Origin of the sequence: Lysobacter sp. GX 14042 (assembly GCF_021390425.1) — a bacterium.
Lineage (GTDB): Bacteria > Pseudomonadota > Gammaproteobacteria > Xanthomonadales > Xanthomonadaceae > Novilysobacter.
Window position 1 is genome coordinate 1 of record NZ_JAJUWY010000006.1, and the last position, 17,362, is coordinate 17,362.

Below are 17,362 nucleotides of genomic sequence, written 5' to 3' on the forward strand. Positions count from 1 at the left end.
CCCCGTATTCGTAGGTAAACCAAGTGTGCTCTGGGTCGGCCTCTCGTGGCGTCTTATGCCCAACCAGACGGCAGAGGTCATCGAAGAAGGAGTGCCAGTCTCGGCGTTCATCTCCGCCGTCCCGCCACTTCCTGATGAAGTCGTTCGGTGTCATCCAGCCCCTCCCCCTGTTTGTGCTCCCTTGATGATGCCCGATGTGAAGATCAGACGGGACCAGAGACACGGGTGAGGCGACTGCGGGAAAGGCAGTCGATGGGCTAGAAGAGGAGACGAACTACTGGGTCCAAAGGTCGCAAGCGAGTGCTTGGAGGACCGCTACAGGCAGGAGCCCGAAATGACCAACGCTTGCGCCCGCTCGGAAGGCTGGGACACTTCTGGGACGCTAGACCGTGCTTTTTGATGCTTTTTGATGCTATTCAGGAGGTAGTGAAGAGCGTCGGAGAGAAAAAAACATAGAAAAAACAATGGCGTACGACGACCCGCCTAAAACCAAAAATTACGATCCGTTGCTTAGGAGGGGGACGCTCTATCCAGCTGAGCTACGGGGCCGTGAGGCCGGGCATTCTCGCATGAACGGCACGCGGCCTGAAACGCGGGCGGTGCGCAAGCGACCGTAGGTCGCGGAAATGAAAACGCCGGCCAGTGGCCGGCGTTCCGGGATTTGGTGGAGCGGAGGGGGATCGAACCCCTGACCTTCGCGATGCGAACGCGACGCTCTCCCAGCTGAGCTACCGCCCCATTGAAGGCGGCAATTCTACCGGTGCCCTGCGCGTCGCGCTAGTCCCTGTTGCCGACGCCGGTGGCGATGCCGGCAAGCAGCGGGGCGAGCACCGGTTCCAGTTGTTCGCGGCGCCAGCCCTCCAGCGCCCCGGGCCATTGGCCGGGGGCCAGCAGGAGGGCCTCCAGGTGCTTGCGCGAGGCCAGCACGCCGTCGGGCAGGCCGAGTTCGCGGCCGCGCAAGGCGACCGCATCCTTGACCGCGCGCATGCGCTGCCTGTCCAGGCGCTCGATGCCGGAGGCATCGGGCGCGTCGGCCTCGTCGGGCAGGGGCTCGTTGAGGACCTTCCAGATCAGCGGCCCCAGCTTGCGCGGTGCCTTGGGGTGGGCGTCCAGGCGCGCCTGCAGCCCGGCCGCGTCGGGTGGCGGCTGGCGGGCGAGGGCGTTGGCCAGTTCGTTGTCGAGGATCCAGGTGCGCGGCCGGTCGGTCTCCCGGGCGTAGGCTTCGCGCCAGCGCAGCAGGCGCAGCAGTCGCTGCTGGGCCGGAGGATCGAGGAACTGCGCGGCGCGCAGCGACAGGTGCGGCCAGCGCTCGGATTCGGGCGCGGCGGCGCGCTCGAGGGTGCGCCGGGCATCGGCGGCAAGCCAGTCGCGCCGGCCCAGCTCGCCGAGCCTGCGGTCCAGTTCGTCATGCAGGGCGAACAGGTGGCGCACGTCGTCGGCGGCATAGCCCAGCTGCGCGGTCGACAGCGGCCGGCGCAGCCAGTCCGAGCGGGTCTCGCCCTTGGGCAGCAGCACGCCAGTGACCTGCTCGACCAGCCGCTGGTAGCCCATCCCGGCATCCATGCCCGCAAGCGCGGCGGCGGCCTGGGTGTCGAACAGCGGGTCCGGCAGCGCGCCGCAATCATGGGAGAAGGCGACCAGGTCCTCGCTGGGACTGTGCATCACCTTGAGCACGGAACGGTCGCGCAGCAGCCGGGCGACCGGTTCGGCCATCCCGGGCGCCAGGGTGTCGACCAGCAGGATCCGCAGGCCGCCGTCCACTTCCAGTGCAATCTGCACCAGCGCGAGCTTCGGCCAGTAGGTGCGCTCGCGGATGAACTCGGTATCCAGGCCCACGCGCGCGAGTGGCCGGGCGAGCTGTGCATCGAGTGCGGCCGGTTCGGAAATCCAGATCGGATCGGGGGACGGAGCAGTGTTGGAATCGGTGCTGGGATGGGGCACGTGCAGGCGCGTAGGTGCGAAGTTGCCGGGGCAGGCGACAATAGCCTACTTTCAGCGCAGCCTTCAGGGCGCGCCCTGCCGGGCGCGCGTGCGGGCAGGAGGACGATCGCCGGATGCCATTGCCAGCACAGCCCGCTCCGCACGCTCGCGCCCGCCGCCGCGTCACCCACGCGTTGCTGCTGGCCTGCGCGGTGGCCGTCCTGGCCATCCCTGCCGGCTGTGGACGTGGGGAAGACGGCGAGGCCGGCGAGCCGCGCACCTCGGCCGGCGAGGAGCACCAGGCCGCGCCCCCGGTCCTGCCCGCCGGGGCCGGCGAGGAGCCGGAGACCACCGTGGAATGGGAGCGCCCGCAGCTGGAGATCGATCCCGACCAGGCCGGGGCGCTGCGCGTCCGCGCCGCCGAGGCACTCGAGGCCGGCGAGTTGCTGGACCCGGAGTCCGGGGCGGTCGCGCTGTACCTGGCGCTCGCCGGGCAGCTCCCCGAAGACGCCGCGGTCGCCGAGGGACTGGAGCGCTCGGTCGATGCGCTCGCCGCGCGGGTGGAAGCCGAGCTGGCGGCGCTCGACGCTGACCCGTCCGCCTTGCAGCGGGCGCAGCAGGCCGGCGCCGCGCTGCGCGAGCTGCGCCCGGATGACCCGCAGGCGGCGCAACTGCTCGAGGGCATCGAACAGGCGCGCCGCTCCCACCATGAGAGCGCGCAGGGCGAGCGCGCACTCGCCGCCGGCGGTGCCCCGCTCGAGGGTCCGATTCCCGCCGAGGCGCACTTCCGCCGGGCACTGGAGCTGCGTCCGGATGACGCCCGCGCGCTGCAGGGGCTGGCCGCGGTGGAAAGCGCGCTGATCCGCAGTGCCGAACAGGCGGCCGACGCCGACGAGTACGAACAGGCGGGCCAGTGGCTGGACCGCGCCGCCGAGGTCCGCCCGGAGGCCACGACCGTCGAGGAGGCCCGCCGGCGCCTGGCGGGTCACCGCGGGGCCCGGGTACGCCAGTTGCGCGATGACGGCATCGCCGCGCTTTCGCGCGATGACGGCATCGCGCTGGCGCAGCGTGAGCTGGAGACCCTGCTGCGCATCGCGCATCCCGGGGATACGGCGGCCACCGAGCTGCGCGAGCGCATTGAGCTGGCGACCCACTACGGGCTGTTCCGCCCGGGGCAGTCGTTCACCGAAGCGTTGCGCAACGGCGGGCGCGGACCGGAGATGGTGGTGATCCCGCACGGCACCTTCCACATGGGCGCGCCGGCCGGCGAGTCCGGCTCCAGCGATGCCGAACGCCCGGTGCGCGAGGTCCGCTTCGACCGTGGCCTGGCGGTGTCGCGTACCGAGGTGACCGTGGGCGAGTTCCGCCGCTTCATCACCGCCACCGGCTACCGCGCCCGCGCGGTGCGCCGCGGTTATTCGGTGGTCTATGACGAGCGCAGCGGGAACATGGTCCGGCGCAGTGGCGTGGACTGGAGCAGTGACTACCTTGGCGAGCGCGCCGACGACCGCCAGCCGGTGGTCCACGTCAGTGCCCAGGACGCGGCGGCCTATGCCGACTGGCTGGCCGAGCAGACCGGCGAGGCCTACCGGCTACCCAGCGAGGCCGAGTTCGAGTACATGCTCCGCGCCGGCAGCCCGGCACGCTTTCCCTGGGGCGAGGGTCCGCCGCCACCGGGCAGCGGCAATTTCACCGGCGGCGGCGACCGTTCGCCGGGCGGCCGGGAATGGCGCAACGCCTTCGATGGCTACGACGACGGCGCCTGGGGGCCGGCCCCGGTCGGCAGTTACGCAGCCAATGCATTCGGCCTTCACGATATCGCCGGCAATGTCAGCGAATGGGTCGCCGACTGCTGGCATGACAGCTACCGGCGGGCGCCTGCGGACGGCCGGGCGTGGATCAATCCCGGCTGCCGTGACCAGGTGGTTCGTGGCGGCTCATGGGCCAGCTCGCCAGCGCAGACGCGCTCGGCGTGGCGCCTGGGCAGCCCGACCACCACCACCAACGCGCGGGTCGGCTTCCGGGTCGTCCGCGGGATCTGATGCCCGGCCCGCCGGGCGGGAGCGAGGCATGAGGATTCGGCTCGGCACGGGGCAGCAGGCACAGGCGGACGGGGCGCGGCGCCGGGGCGGGGGCATCAAGTGGTGGGTGCTGGTCGCCTTCGCGGCGTTCGCGGCCTGGCGCTGGTTCGGCAGTGCCGAGATCGACCCCTACACCGGACAGGCCGCGCACTACGCCGCGACTCCCGCCGAGGAGGTGCAGCTGGGCGCGCAGGCCTACCAGCAGGTGCTGGGCGATGCCAACGCACAGGGCGCCCTGGTGGACCCGGCGGCGCCGGTCAGCGTGCAGGTCCGCACCATCGCCTCGCGGCTGGTGGACAAGGTGCCGCAGGTCAGCGCCGACCTGGCGGCGCGGAACCAGCAACAGGTACCCGACAGCTGGCGCGGTTTCCAGTGGGACGTCAGCGTGATCGAGTCCGAGCAGGCCAACGCCTTCTGCCTGCCGGGCGGCAAGATGGCGGTCTACACCGGATTGCTCCCGGTCACCCGGAACGAGGACGCGCTGGCGGTGGTGATGGGCCACGAGATCGCCCACGCCCTGCTGCGGCATGGCTCGCAGCGCCTGGCGCAGCAGGAACTGGTGCAACTGGGGCAGATGGCGGCGGCAGTCGCGGTCAGCGATGCCGACCCGCAGCGGCAGGCCATGGTGATGGGTGCCCTGGGCGCGGGTGCGCAGTACGGCCTGATCCTGCCCTACGGCCGCAACCATGAGAGCCAGGCCGACCAGGTCGGGCTGATGCTCGCCGCGGCGGCCTGCTACGACCCGCGCGAGGCGATCGGCCTGTGGGAGCGCATGTCGGCGACCGGCGGCCCGAGCCCGCCGGAGTTCGCCTCCACCCATCCGGATCCGGCCAACCGGATCGCGCGCCTGCAGCAGCTCATGCCCGAGGCGCTGGAGTTCCATGCCCGCTATTGCGGCGGGCAGCCGGCGCCCGGCGGCTGAGCGGCCGGGCGTGGAACCGCCGGGCCGTCGGACGGCCGGCTCGTGGAACGGCCGCTCAGCCGCCGGGGCGCCGGGCCATGGTGGCGACCGGACCGAAGCTGCCGGTGAGGTTCTGCGCCTGGGCCCGGCGTGACGGCGCCGGGCGCTGCACGGAGGACGTCGCCGCCGCGCCGGCGCGCTCCGGTCCGGGGGCCGGGGCCGGCGGCGCACCGAGCCGGTCGAGCGCGTCCTCCAGGCAGCGGGCGACCTCGCCCTGGCGTGCATCCCCATGCAGGCGCGCCAGTCGCATCAGCAGCGCAGGGCTCAACAGCGGCGAGCCGCCCTGTTCGTGCTCGGCAATGACCTGCAGCAGGACCTGCCGCGTCAGGTCGTCGCCCGAGCGTGCGTCGCAGACCTGGAACGCCTCGCCTTCGACGATCAGCTGGCGTACGTCTTCGATGGTGATGTAGCTGGAGATCTCCGTGTCGTAGAGCCGGCGGTTGGGATACTTCTTGATCAGTCGCATGGAACTTCCGGGACGCGCGGGCGAGCCCCGAGCATCGCCGATGCCCCGGGGGCGTGCAAACCCCCGGATGGCATGGATCAGGCCCCGGGAAAGGGGAGCGTGCGCGGGATCCGCCGCGGGTCGAAGCCCGCCATCGCGGCGTGCAGGAAATCCGCTGGCGCGGTCCCGCGCGGCAGTTCCAGGGGCCGCTGGCCCAGGTGCCGCCAGGCCACCGCCAGCGCGGGCAGCGGGTCGGCCGGATCGACCGGCAGGTCGGCGTCGGACTTGGACAGCTTGCGGCCGTCGCGACCCAGCAGCAGCGGCAGGTGGGCGTAGGTGGGCGTGGGCAGGCCGAGCGCCCGCTGCAGCAGGATCTGGCGCGGCGTGGAGTCGATCAGGTCGGCGCCGCGGACCACCCCGGTGATGCCCTGCGCGGCGTCGTCGACCACCACCGCCAGCTGGTAGGCCCAGCAGCCATCGGCGCGCAGCAGGACGAAGTCGCCGACCGTCCGCGACAGATCCTGTTCGTAACGGCCCTGGACCTGGTCGTGGAAGCCGATGCGGGTTCCGGGCGGGACCCGGAACCGGACCGCGGGATCCGGGCGCTCGCGGCGCGCCACGCAGCGGGCATGCACGCCGCCGGTGGCGGCCAGGTCCGCCCGGCTGCAGTGGCAGGTGAATGCATCGCCCTGCGCGAGCAGCCGGTCGAGCGCCCCGCGGTAGACGGCACCGCGCTCGCTCTGGCGGATCACCGGGCCGTCGGCCACCAGGCCGCAGGCGGCCAGGGTCTCCAGCTGGCGCGCCGCCGCGCCCGGCACCTCGCGCGGGCGGTCGACGTCCTCGATCCGCACGAGCCATCCGCCGGCGGCGCTGCGCGCGAACAGCCAGCTGCCCAGCGCGGCCAGCAGGGAGCCGGCGTGCAGGTCGCCGGTGGGCGAGGGCGCGAACCGGCCACGGGCGGTGGGCAACGCCGGGCCGGAGGGAGTGCTGGGAGCGTTCAACGGCGTTTGCAGGGGCTGGCGGCGTGGACCGCTGATATTGAATTCGCGTCCAAACTGCCACACTTCCGGTCTATCGAAAACGCGCATCCGGCGCGAATGAGGAAGTCACCGATGTTCAAGCGCGCCGCGCTTTTCATTGCAACCAACCTGGCCGTGGTGGTCCTGCTGGGCATCGTCCTGAGCATCCTGCAGGGCGTGTTCGGCATCAGCCTGGGCAACAACGGCGGCCTGCTGGTGATGGCCCTGGTGTTCGGCTTCGGCGGCTCGTTCATCTCGCTGATGATGTCCAAGTGGGTCGCCAAACGCGGTACCGGGGCGCGGGTGATCGAGCAGCCGCTCAACGAGGGCGAGCAGTGGCTGGTGTCCACCGTGCGCCGCCAGGCCGAGGCCGCCGGCATCGCCATGCCCGAGGTTGCGATCTACGAGGCCCCGGAGATCAACGCCTTCGCCACCGGTCCGAGCCGCAACAACTCGCTGGTGGCGGTGTCCACCGGCCTGCTGCGCTCGATGAACCGCGACGAGGCCGAGGCGGTGCTGGGCCACGAGGTCAGCCACGTGGCCAACGGCGACATGGTGACCATGGCGCTGATCCAGGGCGTGCTCAACACCTTCGTGATCGTGCTCTCGCGGGTGGTCGGCCGGGTCATCGACGGCTACCTGAGTGGCAACCGCGACGGCGGGGTGGGCATCGGATACTTCGCCACGGTGTTCGTGCTGGACATGGTCTTCGGGCTGTTCGCCAGCATGATCGCGATGTGGTTCTCGCGCCGGCGCGAGTTCCGCGCCGACGCCGGCGGGGCGCAGCTGGCCGGCCGCGGCAAGATGGTCGCCGCGCTGCAGCGGCTGTCGCAGACCTACGGCGAGAACACCCTGCCGCGCCAGGTACAGGCCTTCGGCATCAGCGGCGCGGTCGGCCACGGCCTGCGCCGGCTGTTCATGAGCCATCCGCCGCTGGAGGAGCGCATCGCCGCCCTGCAGCGCCTGGACGACCGCGTGCGCACCGCCGCCTGAGGGGACCCCGGGGGACCGCCTCAGCCGAAGTCGTAGTCCATGTCCGGACCCGGGGCGGCCAGGAAGGCGCCCTGGGCGTAGTCGATGCCCGCGCTGAACAGCGCGGTCATGGTGCTGGCATCGTTGACCGTATCGACGATCACCTGCCTGCCCATGTCGTGCGCCTTGTCGGTGAGCTCGCGCAGCCGCTTCTGGTTGTCCGGGCTGCCGGCCAGGTCCTCGGAGAAGGCGGGATCGATGCGCACCAGCGCGGCATCGAAGTGGCCCAGCAACTGGAACGAGTTCAGCCCGCTGCCGAACTGTTCCAGAGCCATGCGCACGCCCAGCTCCGCCATCTGGCGGCGGAACTCCTGGGCTGCGCGCAGCTGGGTCGAAACCTTGGGCTCGGCCAGCTGCAGCACCAGCTGCCCGCCGTCCACGCCTTGCTGCGCGAGCTGCTGGCGGACCAGGGTGACCAGGCTGTCATCCTGCAGCGCGACGTCGGACACCCGGGCCATCACCGTGGTCGGGCGGCCGGCCAGGCGCTGCGCCGCGAGCCGGGTGATCGCCTCGCGCACCACCCAGCGGTCGATCTCCCACAGCAGGCCGTGCTCCTCGGCGATCGGCAGGAAGCTCACCGGCGGGATCAGCTCGCCGTCATCGCCGCGGATGCGCAGGAAAGCGTCGTAGTGCTCGCCGGGCTGGCCGTGCAGGGCGACCAGCGGCTGGTAGTGCAGCACGAAGCGGTCGGAGTCGAGCGCATCGCGGATGCGCGAGACCCAGGCCGCGACCCGCTCCTCCTCGGCGCGGTCGACCGCGGAGGGGTCGAAGATCTGCACCCGGTTGCCGCCGACCGTGCTCGCGCCCTGGATGCACTGGTGGGCCTGGGCCAGCACCTCGTTGAGGCTGGCGATCTTCTCGCCGATCTGGACCCCGCCGATGCTGACCGTGGCGGTGAGCGAGCGCTCGCCCGCCTCCAGCACGCTGTCGGCGAAGGCGGTGCGGATCTTCTCGCCCAGCGCCACGGTGCCGTGGTAGTCGCTGTCCCGGCGCAGCACGCCGAACTGGTGGTCGCCCAGCCGCCCGCACTGGTCGCCCTCGCCGAGCACGTGCTCCAGGCGGCGGGCGAAGGCGGTCAGCAGCGAGTCGACCGCATCCAGGCCGATCTCCTCCAGCAGGCGGGGATAGTGGTCGGGCTCGATCAGCAGCACGCAGTGCGAGCCACCGGCGGCCGCGTCCTTGACCAGCTCCTCCAGTGCGTGCAGGAAGGTCGGGCGGTTGAGCAGCCCGGTGACCACGTCGCGGTGGCGCAGTTCCTCGACCTCGCGGGCCAGCTCGGGGTCGAACTCCTGCCGGCGCAGCACCACCTGCACGCAGCTCTCGCCCTCGTAGGTGGCCGGGGCGAACTCCATCACCGCCGGGAAGCCGCCGCCTTCCAGGGTGCGTGCCTGGACCTCGTAGCGCGGTGGTGGCGCCTCGCCGCGTGCCAGCTGCTTGAGCAGCTGCTTGAAGCCTTCCACGTGCTCGGGCGCGACCATGTCCAGCAGCGAGATGCCCTCGACATCCTCGAAGCTCCCGAAGCCGAACATCTCCAGGTAGGCCTCGTTGGCGCGGATGTGCATGCCCTCGTGGACGTAGGCGATCGGGTCGCGCGAGGAGTCGATCAGCGCATCGCAGCGGCGCGCGGTCTCGCGCAGCTGCGACTCCAGGCGCCGCTGGGCACGGCGCGCCAGCAGGTCGGACCAGGCTTCGCGGACCAGGCCCTCCACGTGTGCCTTGTTGCCCTTCAGGAGCACCCCCCGCGCGCCCAGTTCCAGGGCCTGCAACACCACGGCATCGTCGATCGCCTCGGCGAGCAGCAGGACCGGCAGGTCCTTGCCGCTGGCCGATACCTGGGCGATCACCTGGCCGGGCGGGACCGTCGTCGAGGCGAGGTCGGCGAGCACCAGGTCGGCCGGCGGGCCGGCAAGCAGCGCGCCAAGCGCCTCGGCGTCTTCGGGCCGGCTGGGGCGGACGGCGATGCCACTGTTGCGCAGGCCGCTGACGATCGCCTCGGCCGCCTCGACGCTGTCATCGACGATCAGCAGGCGCAGGGCGGCTTCATCAACAGGTGGCATGTGGGCGGGCTCCTCCGGGGCAGGGGGCGTGCGGGGGTTATGACAGATGCGCCGGCGAGCGTCCATTCCCGTCGGTGGCGGATGTGCCGGCGGTCGCGTGCGCGATGCGTTACAGCGGCCGTTTGCCGGGATCGCCGGCGACCTCGCGCACCAGCCGCGGGACCAGGTAACCGGACAACCGTGCGGCCAGGCCGGCGTGCAGCTGGCGGGCGCGCGCATCGTCGACCTCGAAGTGGGCCGCGCCCTGGACCCGGTCGAGCTGGTGCAGGTAATAGGGCAGCACGCCGGCGGCGAAGCCGCGCTCGCTCAGTGCGGCGAGCGCGTCGACGGAGTCGTTGACCCCGCGCAGCAGCACCGCCTGGTTGAGCAGGCTCGCGCCGGCCGCGCGCAGGCGCGCGAGGGCGGCATCCACGCCAGCGTCGAACTCGTTGGCATGGTTGGCATGCAGGACCACGGCAACCGGCCAGGGCAACGATGCGATCCAGTCGGTGAAACCGTCGTCGACCCGCTCCGGCAGCACCACCGGCAACCGCGTGTGCAGGCGCAGGCGACGGACGTGCGGCACCGCCCGCAAGGCATCGGTGAAGGCGGCCAGCTTGGCGTCGGACAGCGACAGCGGGTCGCCACCGGAGAGGATCACCTCCTCGATCCCGCCGTCGGCGGCAATGCGCTCCAGCGCCGCCGCCCAGCCGGCGGCCGAGGCGGTCTGCTCGGCATAGGGAAAGTGCCGGCGGAAGCAGTAGCGGCAGTTGATCGCGCAGCTTCCGGTGGCGACCAGCAGGGCACGGCCGTTGTACTTGCGGATCATCCCGTCGCCGGCGCTCGCCGCGCCGTCGCCCACCGCGTCCAGGCTGAAGCCCGGCGCGGGGCGCATCTCGGCGTCGACCGGCAGTACCTGGCGCAGCAGCGGGTCGGCCGGGTCGCCGTGGCGCATCCGGGCCACGAAGCCGCGCGGCACCCGCAACGGGAACTGCCGCGCCGCCCCGGCGCTGAGGCCCAGCGCCGCCGGGTCCAGGCCCAGTAGGCCGAGCAGCTCGCCGCCGTCGCGCACCGCCTCGCGCCACAGCTGCTGCCAGCGCGGCGACTGCATCGTGGGAAGGGCTGCGGGTATCATTCCGGACCTGTGTTTCCGCCGCGCCGGGCCGGCGTGGCGAGCCGGACATTCTAGCCGCCTTCACTTTCAGGAGCTCCAGATGGCCACCTACGGCATGAACGACGTCAAGAACGGGATGAAGATCCTGGTCAACAACGACCCGTGCATCATCACCGACACCGAGTACGTCAAGCCGGGCAAGGGCCAGGCCTTCACCCGCGTCAAGTACCGCAACATCAAGAGCGGCCGGGTGCAGGAAGTCACCATGAAGGCGACCGACTCGATGGAAGCCGCCGACGTCGTCGACACCGACATGCAGTACCTCTACAGCGACGGCGAGCACTGGCACTTCATGGACCCGTCCAGCTTCGAGCAGGTCCAGGCCGACGAGGCCGGCATGGGCGACGCCGCCAAGTGGCTCAAGGGCGAGGAGGAGTGCGTGGTCACCCTGTGGAACGGCACCCCGATCATGGTCCAGCCGCCGAACTTCGTCGAGCTCAAGATCACCGAAACCGACCCGGGCCTGCGTGGCGACACCTCCGGCGGCGGCGGCAAGCCGGCCACCCTGGAGACCGGCGCGGTGGTGCGGGTGCCGCTGTTCGTCAACCAGGACGAACTGATCAAGGTCGACACCCGCTCCGGCGAGTACGTCAGCCGGGTCAAGTGAGCATGCTCCAGTCCTGCGACCTCCTCATCGAAGCCGGTTGGGTAGTCCCCATCGAGCCGCATGGCGTGGTGCTTGAAGACCATGCCGTGGCCGTCAGCGGCGGAGAGATCCTCGCCGTGCTGCCGGCCGCCGAGGCGCGTGCCCGCTTCCAGCCGGCGGAGACCGTCTCGCGCCCCGGCTCGGTGCTGATCCCGGGCCTGGTCAACGCCCACACCCACAACCCGATGAACCTGCTGCGGGGGATCGCCGACGACCTGCCGCTGATGACCTGGCTGCAGGAGCACATCTGGCCGGTGGAAGGCGCGGTGGTCGGGCCGGAGTTCATCGCCGACGGGGTGACCCTGGCGGTGGCCGAGATGCTGCGCGGCGGCACCACCTGCGCCAACGAGAACTACTTCTTCCCCGACGTCGAGGCCGCCACCTACAAGCGGCTGGGCTTCCGTGCCGTGGTCGGCCTGCCGGTGGCGCAGTTCGCCAATGCCTGGGCGGCCAGCGAGGAGGAGTATTTCGACAAGGCGATCCAGGTCCACGACCAGTGGCGCGATGACCCGCTGGTTTCGCTGGCCTTCGTGCCGCACGCCCCGTACACCGTGTCCGACGCGGCCTTCGCCCGCATCCGCACGCTGTCCGACCAGCTCGACCTGCAGGTCCACCTGCACACCCACGAGACCGAGCAGGAGGTCGTGGACTCGCAGCGCGACCACGGCCAGCGTCCGCTCGCGCGGCTGGACCGGCTCGGCCTGGTCAACGAGCGCCTGGTCGCGGTGCACATGACCGCGCTCACCGATGCCGAGATCGAGCTGTGCGCCAGCCGCGGCGTCAGCGTGGTGCACTGCCCGGAATCCAACCTCAAGCTGGCCTCGGGCTTCTGCCCGGTGGCGAAGCTGGAGCGGGCCGGGGTCAACCTGGCGATCGGCACCGACGGCGCGGCGAGCAACAACGACCTGGACATGTTCGGCGAGATGCGCACCGCCGCCCAGCTGGCCAAGGCGGTCGCCGGGGAGGCGACCGCGTTCAGCGCCGCCAGCGCGCTGCGCGCGGCCACCCTGGGCGGGGCGAAGGCGATCGGCCTCGACGACAGGATCGGCTCGATCGAACCGGGCAAGCAGGCCGACCTGGTACTGGTCGACATGGATCCGCTGGAGACCCAGCCGCTGTTCAACGCCATCTCGCAGCTGGTCTACGCCACCGGGCGCCAGCAGGTGACCGACGTGTGGATCGCCGGCCACCGCAAGCTGGACGGGCGCGACCTGGTCGACATGGACGCCGCGGCGCTGCTCGCCAACGCACGCCAGTGGCGCGGCCGCATCGCCACGATCCTGGAGCAGCAGAACCGATGACTGGAACCACCGCCGGCCACAACTTCAGCCAGGCCGAGCTGGACAAGTTCGGCGCCCTGGCGCAGCGCTGGTGGGATCCGGAAGGACCGCAGAAGCCGCTGCACGCGCTGAACCCGGCGCGCCTGGGTTACGTCGGCGCCCGGGCCACCCTGGCCGGTGCCCGGGTGCTGGACGTGGGCTGCGGTGGCGGGCTGCTGAGCGAGGCGATGGCCGTCGCCGGGGCGAGGGTCACCGCGCTCGACCTGGCGCCGGAGCTGGTCAGGGTCGCGCGCCTGCACGCCAGGGAGTCCGGCGTCGAGGTCGATTACCGGCAGCAGGCGGTCGAGTCGCTGGCCGACGAGGCGCCCGGCAGTTTCGATGTGGTGACCTGCATGGAGATGCTCGAGCACGTGCCGGACCCGGCCTCGGTGGTCGAGGCCTGCGCGCGCCTGCTCCGGCCCGGCGGGTTGCTGTTCCTGTCCACCCTCAACCGCACCCCGGCGGCCTTCGCGCTGGCGATCGTCGGCGCCGAGTACCTGGCGCGGCTGCTGCCGCGCGGCACCCACCAGTACCGCGACTTCATCCGGCCCTCGGAGTTGGGCGCGATGCTGCGTGCCGCGGGGCTGGAGCTGGAGGACGTCAGCGGGCTGGCCTATGAGCCTTGGCGCAACGCCGCGCGGGTGATCCGCCGGCCGGACGTGAACTACCTGGCCTGCGCCCGCAAGCCCGGCGCCGGCTGATGGCGGCGCGGCTCCCCGACGCGGTGCTGTTCGACCTGGACGGCACCCTGCTCGACAGCGCCCCGGACATGCTGGCGGCCGCCAACGCGATGCGCGCGCGTCGCCAGACCGCCCCGATGCTGCTGGCCGAGCTGCGCCCGCACGTGTCCAAGGGGGCGAGGGCGATGATTTCCGCCGCCTTCCCGGGCATCGACGAGGCGACCCGAGAGGCATGGGTTCCCGAGTTCCTGGCGTCCTACCAGGCCGAGCTGGGCCGGCACTGCTCGGCCTTCGAGGGCATCGAGCCCCTGCTGTCGACCTTGGAGGCCGCCGGCCGTCCCTGGGGCATCGTCACCAACAAACCCGAATTCCTGGCCATTCCGCTGATGCCGATGCTCGGCTGGCAGGAGCGTTGCGCGGTGCTGGTCGGCGGCGACACCCTGCCGGTGCGCAAGCCGGACCCGGCGCCGCTGCTGCACGCCGCCCGCATCCTCGGCATCGAGCCGGAGCGCTGTGCCTATGTCGGCGACGACGAGCGCGACATCGTCGCCGCGCACGGGGCCGGCATGCCCTCGGTGGTCGCGCTGTGGGGTTACCGGCTCAGCACTGACGACCCGTTCGCCTGGCGCGGGGACGTGCTGGTCGAGGATCCCCGGCAGTTGTGCGAGGCGGCGGCGTGGCCGGCCCGGAACTGACCCCGGTGGCCCCGGCCGATGCCCGCGAGGGCGACGCCGCCGCGCTGCAGGCCTTCCTCGACAAGTGGCGGGCACGCTGGCCGGAATGGCCGATCGCCGAGGTGTTCGTGCCCGCCGCCGAGCGCCCCCGTGCGCTGGCCTGGGCCGCGCTGGTGCAGGAACTGGGTGATGCCGCCTGGGGTGGCGCGGACCCGCGGCCCGGACTGGCCAAGCTCGGCTGGTGGCAGGAGGAGCTGCGGGGCTGGGAGCGCGGCGTGCGCCGGCATCCGCTGGGCCTGTCGCTGCTGCGTACCGGCGCGCCCTGGGGCGTCCTGGCCGCCGCGCTGGACAGCCTGCCCGGAACCCGTGAACGTCCCGGCGATGCCGCGGAAGCCTTCGACCAGCTCGCGCCGTTCGCGCGCGCGGCAGCGGCGGTGGAGGGCGCGCTGTTCGGTGCCGCGCCCGGCCGGGAGGCGGACCACGGGCCGCTGTCCGCCTGGCTGCTGCTATCGCGTTTCACCCATGACAACGACGCCCACATCCCGCTCACGCTGCTGGCATCGGCGGGGTCGGGCGATCCGCGCCAGGCATGGACAGCCGAGCTGAGGCAGCGCTGGCCGGGTGCCGCATCCAGTTCCCGGCCACGCCGGATCTGGACGGCGCTGGCGCGGGGCCGGCTCGACGCCGCGGACCCGGGCCAGCCGCTGTCCGGCTGGAGCACCCTGTGGCGTGCCTGGAAGGCCGCCCGGGTATAAGTACGCTTGGTCCGTACGGGACGGATGGCAGGGTCCCGCGCCTGCGATGCAATTGGGGGGCTGCATGGAGCTGTCGTGGCGGTCGTTGGGCGGGGCCGCGCTGGCGGCATCCGCCCTGTGGGCGATGCTGCTGCTGTCCGGTTGCAGCGGGACGGACGACGATGGCAGCCTGGCCGAAGGGCCTTCGCTGGTGGAGGTCTCGGTTGCCCATGTCCCCGGTGACCCGCTGCCGGCGGAGGTGCTCGGCGGCCGGCTCGAGGACGCGTTCGTTCCGGTGCGCGGCGCGGTGTTGAGCCAGCCGCCGGACGAGACCGGCTGGTGGCGGGTGCGCGTGCACGGCGACGTGGCGCCCGATGCGCTGCCGCAACTGGTGGTGCTCGGTCCGCACCAGGCCATGGTGGAGGCGTGGTTGCCCGGCGACGTGCGCCCATCGCGCCACGGGATGGGCGATGGCCGGTTGTCCCTGCGGGTACTGGCGGTGCCGCTTGCATCCGGCCTGCGTGCCGGCGACGCGGTCTACCTGCGCGTGCGTACGCCACTGGGCCACCCGATGCGGGTGCGGATCGACCCGCTCGCGGAGGTCCATCGCGCCGACCTGCTGCACGTGGCCTGGCGCAGCGCGGGACTGGCGGGGCTGGGTGTGATGGCAGTACTCGCGCTTGGGCTGTGGTTCGGGGTGCGCGAGGCGATCTTCGGCCTGCTCGCCCTGGCACTGGCCAGCCAGGCGGTCTATTTCGCCGCCAGCGGCGGTGAGGCGCTGATGGCGCCGGCGCTCGCATGGCTGGCCTGGGACCCCAGGCTGGTGCACCTGTCGGGCTTGCTGGCACTGCTTTCGAGCATGGTGTTCGCGGGCCGCTATCTCGGGCTTGCCAGGCACCGGCCGGCGCTGGTGCCGGTATTCCGCGTGCTTGGCGCGGCGATGTGCGCACTGGCCCTCGCGGTCCTGGTGATTCCCGGCGCGAAGGTGCTGGTCGCCACCAGCGTGGTCGCCGCGGCAATGGCCACCACCGTGGTGCTGGCGGCGCTCGCCGAGGCGGCCCGCGGCCGGCGCCCGGCGCTGTTCCTGCTGGTCGCCTGGCTGCCGATGACCGCGCTGCTGCTGGCCCACCTGGCCGAGCTCAACGGGGCGTGGCTGGGGCCGCCGTGGCTGGGCCACGCCTTGCCGGCTAGCTGCGTGCTGTCCGGACTGGTGGTGATGACCGGTCTCGGCGAGACCCTGCAGAAGCTGCGCCGCGACCGCGACGACGCCAGCCGCATGGCCTCCTACGACCTGCTGACCGGCGGGCTGTCACGTCCGGCGATCGAGGCCAGGCTCGGCGAGGCGGTGCACGCCGCCCACTCCTCGGGGACGCCGCTGTCGGTGGTTTTTTTCGACATCGACCACTTCAAGCAGGTCAACGACGTGCACGGCCATCCGGTCGGCGACCAGTGCATCCGGATCATCGCCCTGCGTACCCGCAACCGGCTGCGCACCTACGACCTGTTCGGGCGCTGGGGAGGTGACGAGATCCTGGTGCTGCTGCCGGACACGGCGCTGGACGAGGCGGTGGGCATGGCCGAGAACCTGCGCTCGGCGGTCAACTGCCGGAGCCTGGAGATCGAGGGCACGCACCTGGTTGCGAGCCTGAGCCTGGGGGTGGCCCAGCTCATGGAGGGGGAGGGTGCCGACCAGCTGGTCAGGCGTGCCGACGAGGCGCTCTATGCCAGCAAGCAGGCCGGCCGCGACCGGGTCAGCGCCAGCCGCTGGGCCGGCCTGCGCGCCGGCGCCGGAGCCCACGCTACCGGCGCTCGAGCACCAGCAGCGGATCGATCCTGACGTCGAACCAGTTCATGCCCCAGTGCAGGTGGGGCCCGGTGGCCCGGCCGGTGGCGCCGACCGCGCCGATCACCTCGCCCTGGCGGACCTCGGTGCCCGGTTCCACGTCCATGCGCGACAGGTGCAGGAAGTTGGAACTGACGCCGTGGCCATGATCGAGCACCACCGTTCCGCCGGTCAGGTAGAGATCGTCGGCGAAGCTGACGATGCCCGATGCCGGTGCCCTGACCGGGGTGCCGGTGGCGGCGGCGATGTCCATGCCCGAGTGCGGCGCGCCGGGCGTGCCGTTGTAGACCCGGTGGTTGCCGAAGCGGCCGCTGATGCGCCCCTCCACCGGCCAGGTGAAATGCTCGGCGAATCCGGCGCGGGCCTCGTCACGGGTCCTCGCCTCGGCCACCCGGGCCTGCTCGCGGGCAATGCGTTCGGCGACCGCTTTTGGTGGCGAGACGGTCTTTGGCGGCAGCCCGCCGACGCGCTCCACCGGCCAGTCGCGGGCGTCGACCCGTACCGCCACGGTCTCCACGCGGCCGTCGGGACGCTGCACCCGGACCTCCACCGGTCCGGCCTGGTCGCGTGCCACCCCGAACACCACGCTGCCGTAGCCGGTGACCCGCAGGGTCCGTCCGGCGTGGGTGACGCGGCTGCCCGGCGGGACCCGGCCGATCACCATCGCCCCCTGCTGCACCGAAGCCGGGAACACCACCCGCGTATCGGCCGCAGCGGACTGCGCGGCGGACGCCGGGGGCGCGGCCGTGATCCCAGCCCCGGCGGCGAGCGCCAGCGCCAGGCAGGCGGAGCGCACGC

15 protein-coding genes and 1 tRNA gene are annotated in these 17,362 nt (G+C 72.1%); 9 read left to right on the forward strand and 7 right to left on the reverse strand.

Translation table 11 applies throughout. The features are described from left to right. Positions 1-662: 662 nt before the first annotated feature. Together LY625_RS09305 and rnd are read right to left on the reverse strand one after the other, a co-directional pair. Positions 663-738: transfer RNA gene (locus LY625_RS09305), tRNA-Ala, on the reverse strand. Between the two features lie 39 nt (positions 739-777). Next, a complete protein-coding gene (gene rnd, locus LY625_RS09310) occupies positions 778-1,941 on the reverse strand; it encodes a ribonuclease D (RefSeq protein WP_233739772.1) in 1,164 nt (387 codons plus the stop codon). A 113-nt stretch (positions 1,942-2,054) separates the two neighbouring features. On the opposite strand from rnd, the gene LY625_RS09315 reads away from it, so the two are divergent. Beyond that, positions 2,055-3,962, forward strand: a complete 1,908-nt coding sequence (locus tag LY625_RS09315) for a formylglycine-generating enzyme family protein (protein WP_233739780.1) — start codon at positions 2,055-2,057, stop codon at positions 3,960-3,962. A 28-nt stretch (positions 3,963-3,990) separates the two neighbouring features. Next, positions 3,991-4,923 (forward strand): M48 family metallopeptidase, encoded by a 933-nt coding sequence (locus tag LY625_RS09320; protein ID WP_233739782.1) that lies wholly within the window; start codon positions 3,991-3,993, stop codon positions 4,921-4,923. Between the two features lie 55 nt (positions 4,924-4,978). Here the strand turns inward: LY625_RS09320 and phaR are convergent, their stop codons facing one another. Both phaR and gluQRS read right to left on the reverse strand, forming a co-directional pair. Next, positions 4,979-5,428: a polyhydroxyalkanoate synthesis repressor PhaR gene (gene phaR, locus LY625_RS09325; RefSeq protein ID WP_233739792.1), complete on the reverse strand. Its 450-nt coding sequence runs from the start codon at positions 5,426-5,428 to the stop codon at positions 4,979-4,981. 77 nt (positions 5,429-5,505) lie between these two features. Beyond that, a complete protein-coding gene (gene gluQRS / locus LY625_RS09330) occupies positions 5,506-6,408 on the reverse strand; it encodes a tRNA glutamyl-Q(34) synthetase GluQRS (RefSeq protein WP_233739794.1) in 903 nt (300 codons plus the stop codon). A 111-nt stretch (positions 6,409-6,519) separates the two neighbouring features. Between gluQRS and htpX the strand changes: the two genes are divergently transcribed. Beyond that, on the forward strand, positions 6,520-7,419 hold the full coding sequence (gene htpX / locus LY625_RS09335) for a protease HtpX (protein ID WP_233739796.1): 900 nt from the start codon (positions 6,520-6,522) through the stop codon (positions 7,417-7,419). Positions 7,420-7,439: 20 nt separating this feature from the next. On the opposite strand, the gene LY625_RS09340 is transcribed toward htpX, so the two are convergent. Both LY625_RS09340 and epmB read right to left on the reverse strand, forming a co-directional pair. After that, complete coding sequence (locus LY625_RS09340) at positions 7,440-9,515, reverse strand: EAL domain-containing protein (RefSeq protein ID WP_233739799.1); 2,076 nt, start codon at positions 9,513-9,515, stop codon at positions 7,440-7,442. A gap of 109 nt (positions 9,516-9,624) precedes the next feature. Beyond that, complete coding sequence (gene epmB, locus LY625_RS09345; RefSeq protein WP_233739800.1) at positions 9,625-10,629, reverse strand: EF-P beta-lysylation protein EpmB; 1,005 nt, start codon at positions 10,627-10,629, stop codon at positions 9,625-9,627. Between the two features lie 79 nt (positions 10,630-10,708). Here epmB and efp point away from each other — a divergent pair, with 79 nt between their 5' ends. The 6 genes from efp (at position 10,709) to LY625_RS09375 (ending at position 16,558) form a co-directional block, all read left to right on the forward strand. Beyond that, positions 10,709-11,275 (forward strand): elongation factor P, encoded by a 567-nt coding sequence (efp, locus tag LY625_RS09350; RefSeq protein WP_233739802.1) that lies wholly within the window; start codon positions 10,709-10,711, stop codon positions 11,273-11,275. 2 nt (positions 11,276-11,277) lie between these two features. Continuing rightward, the gene (locus LY625_RS09355) at positions 11,278-12,615 is read left to right on the forward strand and encodes a TRZ/ATZ family hydrolase (RefSeq protein WP_233739804.1); all 1,338 of its coding nucleotides are present in this window, start codon (positions 11,278-11,280) and stop codon (positions 12,613-12,615) included. Then, complete coding sequence (ubiG, locus tag LY625_RS09360) at positions 12,612-13,334, forward strand: bifunctional 2-polyprenyl-6-hydroxyphenol methylase/3-demethylubiquinol 3-O-methyltransferase UbiG (RefSeq protein WP_233739806.1); 723 nt, start codon at positions 12,612-12,614, stop codon at positions 13,332-13,334. The genes LY625_RS09355 and ubiG overlap by 4 nt, the downstream gene beginning before the upstream one ends. Then, positions 13,331-14,008, forward strand: a complete 678-nt coding sequence (gene gph, locus LY625_RS09365; RefSeq protein ID WP_233740102.1) for a phosphoglycolate phosphatase — start codon at positions 13,331-13,333, stop codon at positions 14,006-14,008. The genes ubiG and gph overlap by 4 nt, the downstream gene beginning before the upstream one ends. Beyond that, positions 13,990-14,742 carry a phytoene/squalene synthase family protein gene (locus tag LY625_RS09370; RefSeq protein WP_233739808.1) on the forward strand — a complete coding sequence of 251 codons (753 nt, stop codon included), beginning with the start codon at positions 13,990-13,992 and terminating at the stop codon, positions 14,740-14,742. Before gph ends, LY625_RS09370 begins: the two co-directional genes overlap by 19 nt. 64 nt (positions 14,743-14,806) lie before the next feature. Further along, complete coding sequence (locus LY625_RS09375) at positions 14,807-16,558, forward strand: diguanylate cyclase (protein WP_233739810.1); 1,752 nt, start codon at positions 14,807-14,809, stop codon at positions 16,556-16,558. On the opposite strand, the gene LY625_RS09380 is transcribed toward LY625_RS09375, so the two are convergent. After that, complete coding sequence (locus LY625_RS09380) at positions 16,521-17,360, reverse strand: M23 family metallopeptidase (RefSeq protein WP_233740103.1); 840 nt, start codon at positions 17,358-17,360, stop codon at positions 16,521-16,523. The genes LY625_RS09375 and LY625_RS09380 overlap by 38 nt on opposite strands. Between the last annotated feature and the right edge of the window lie 2 nt (positions 17,361-17,362).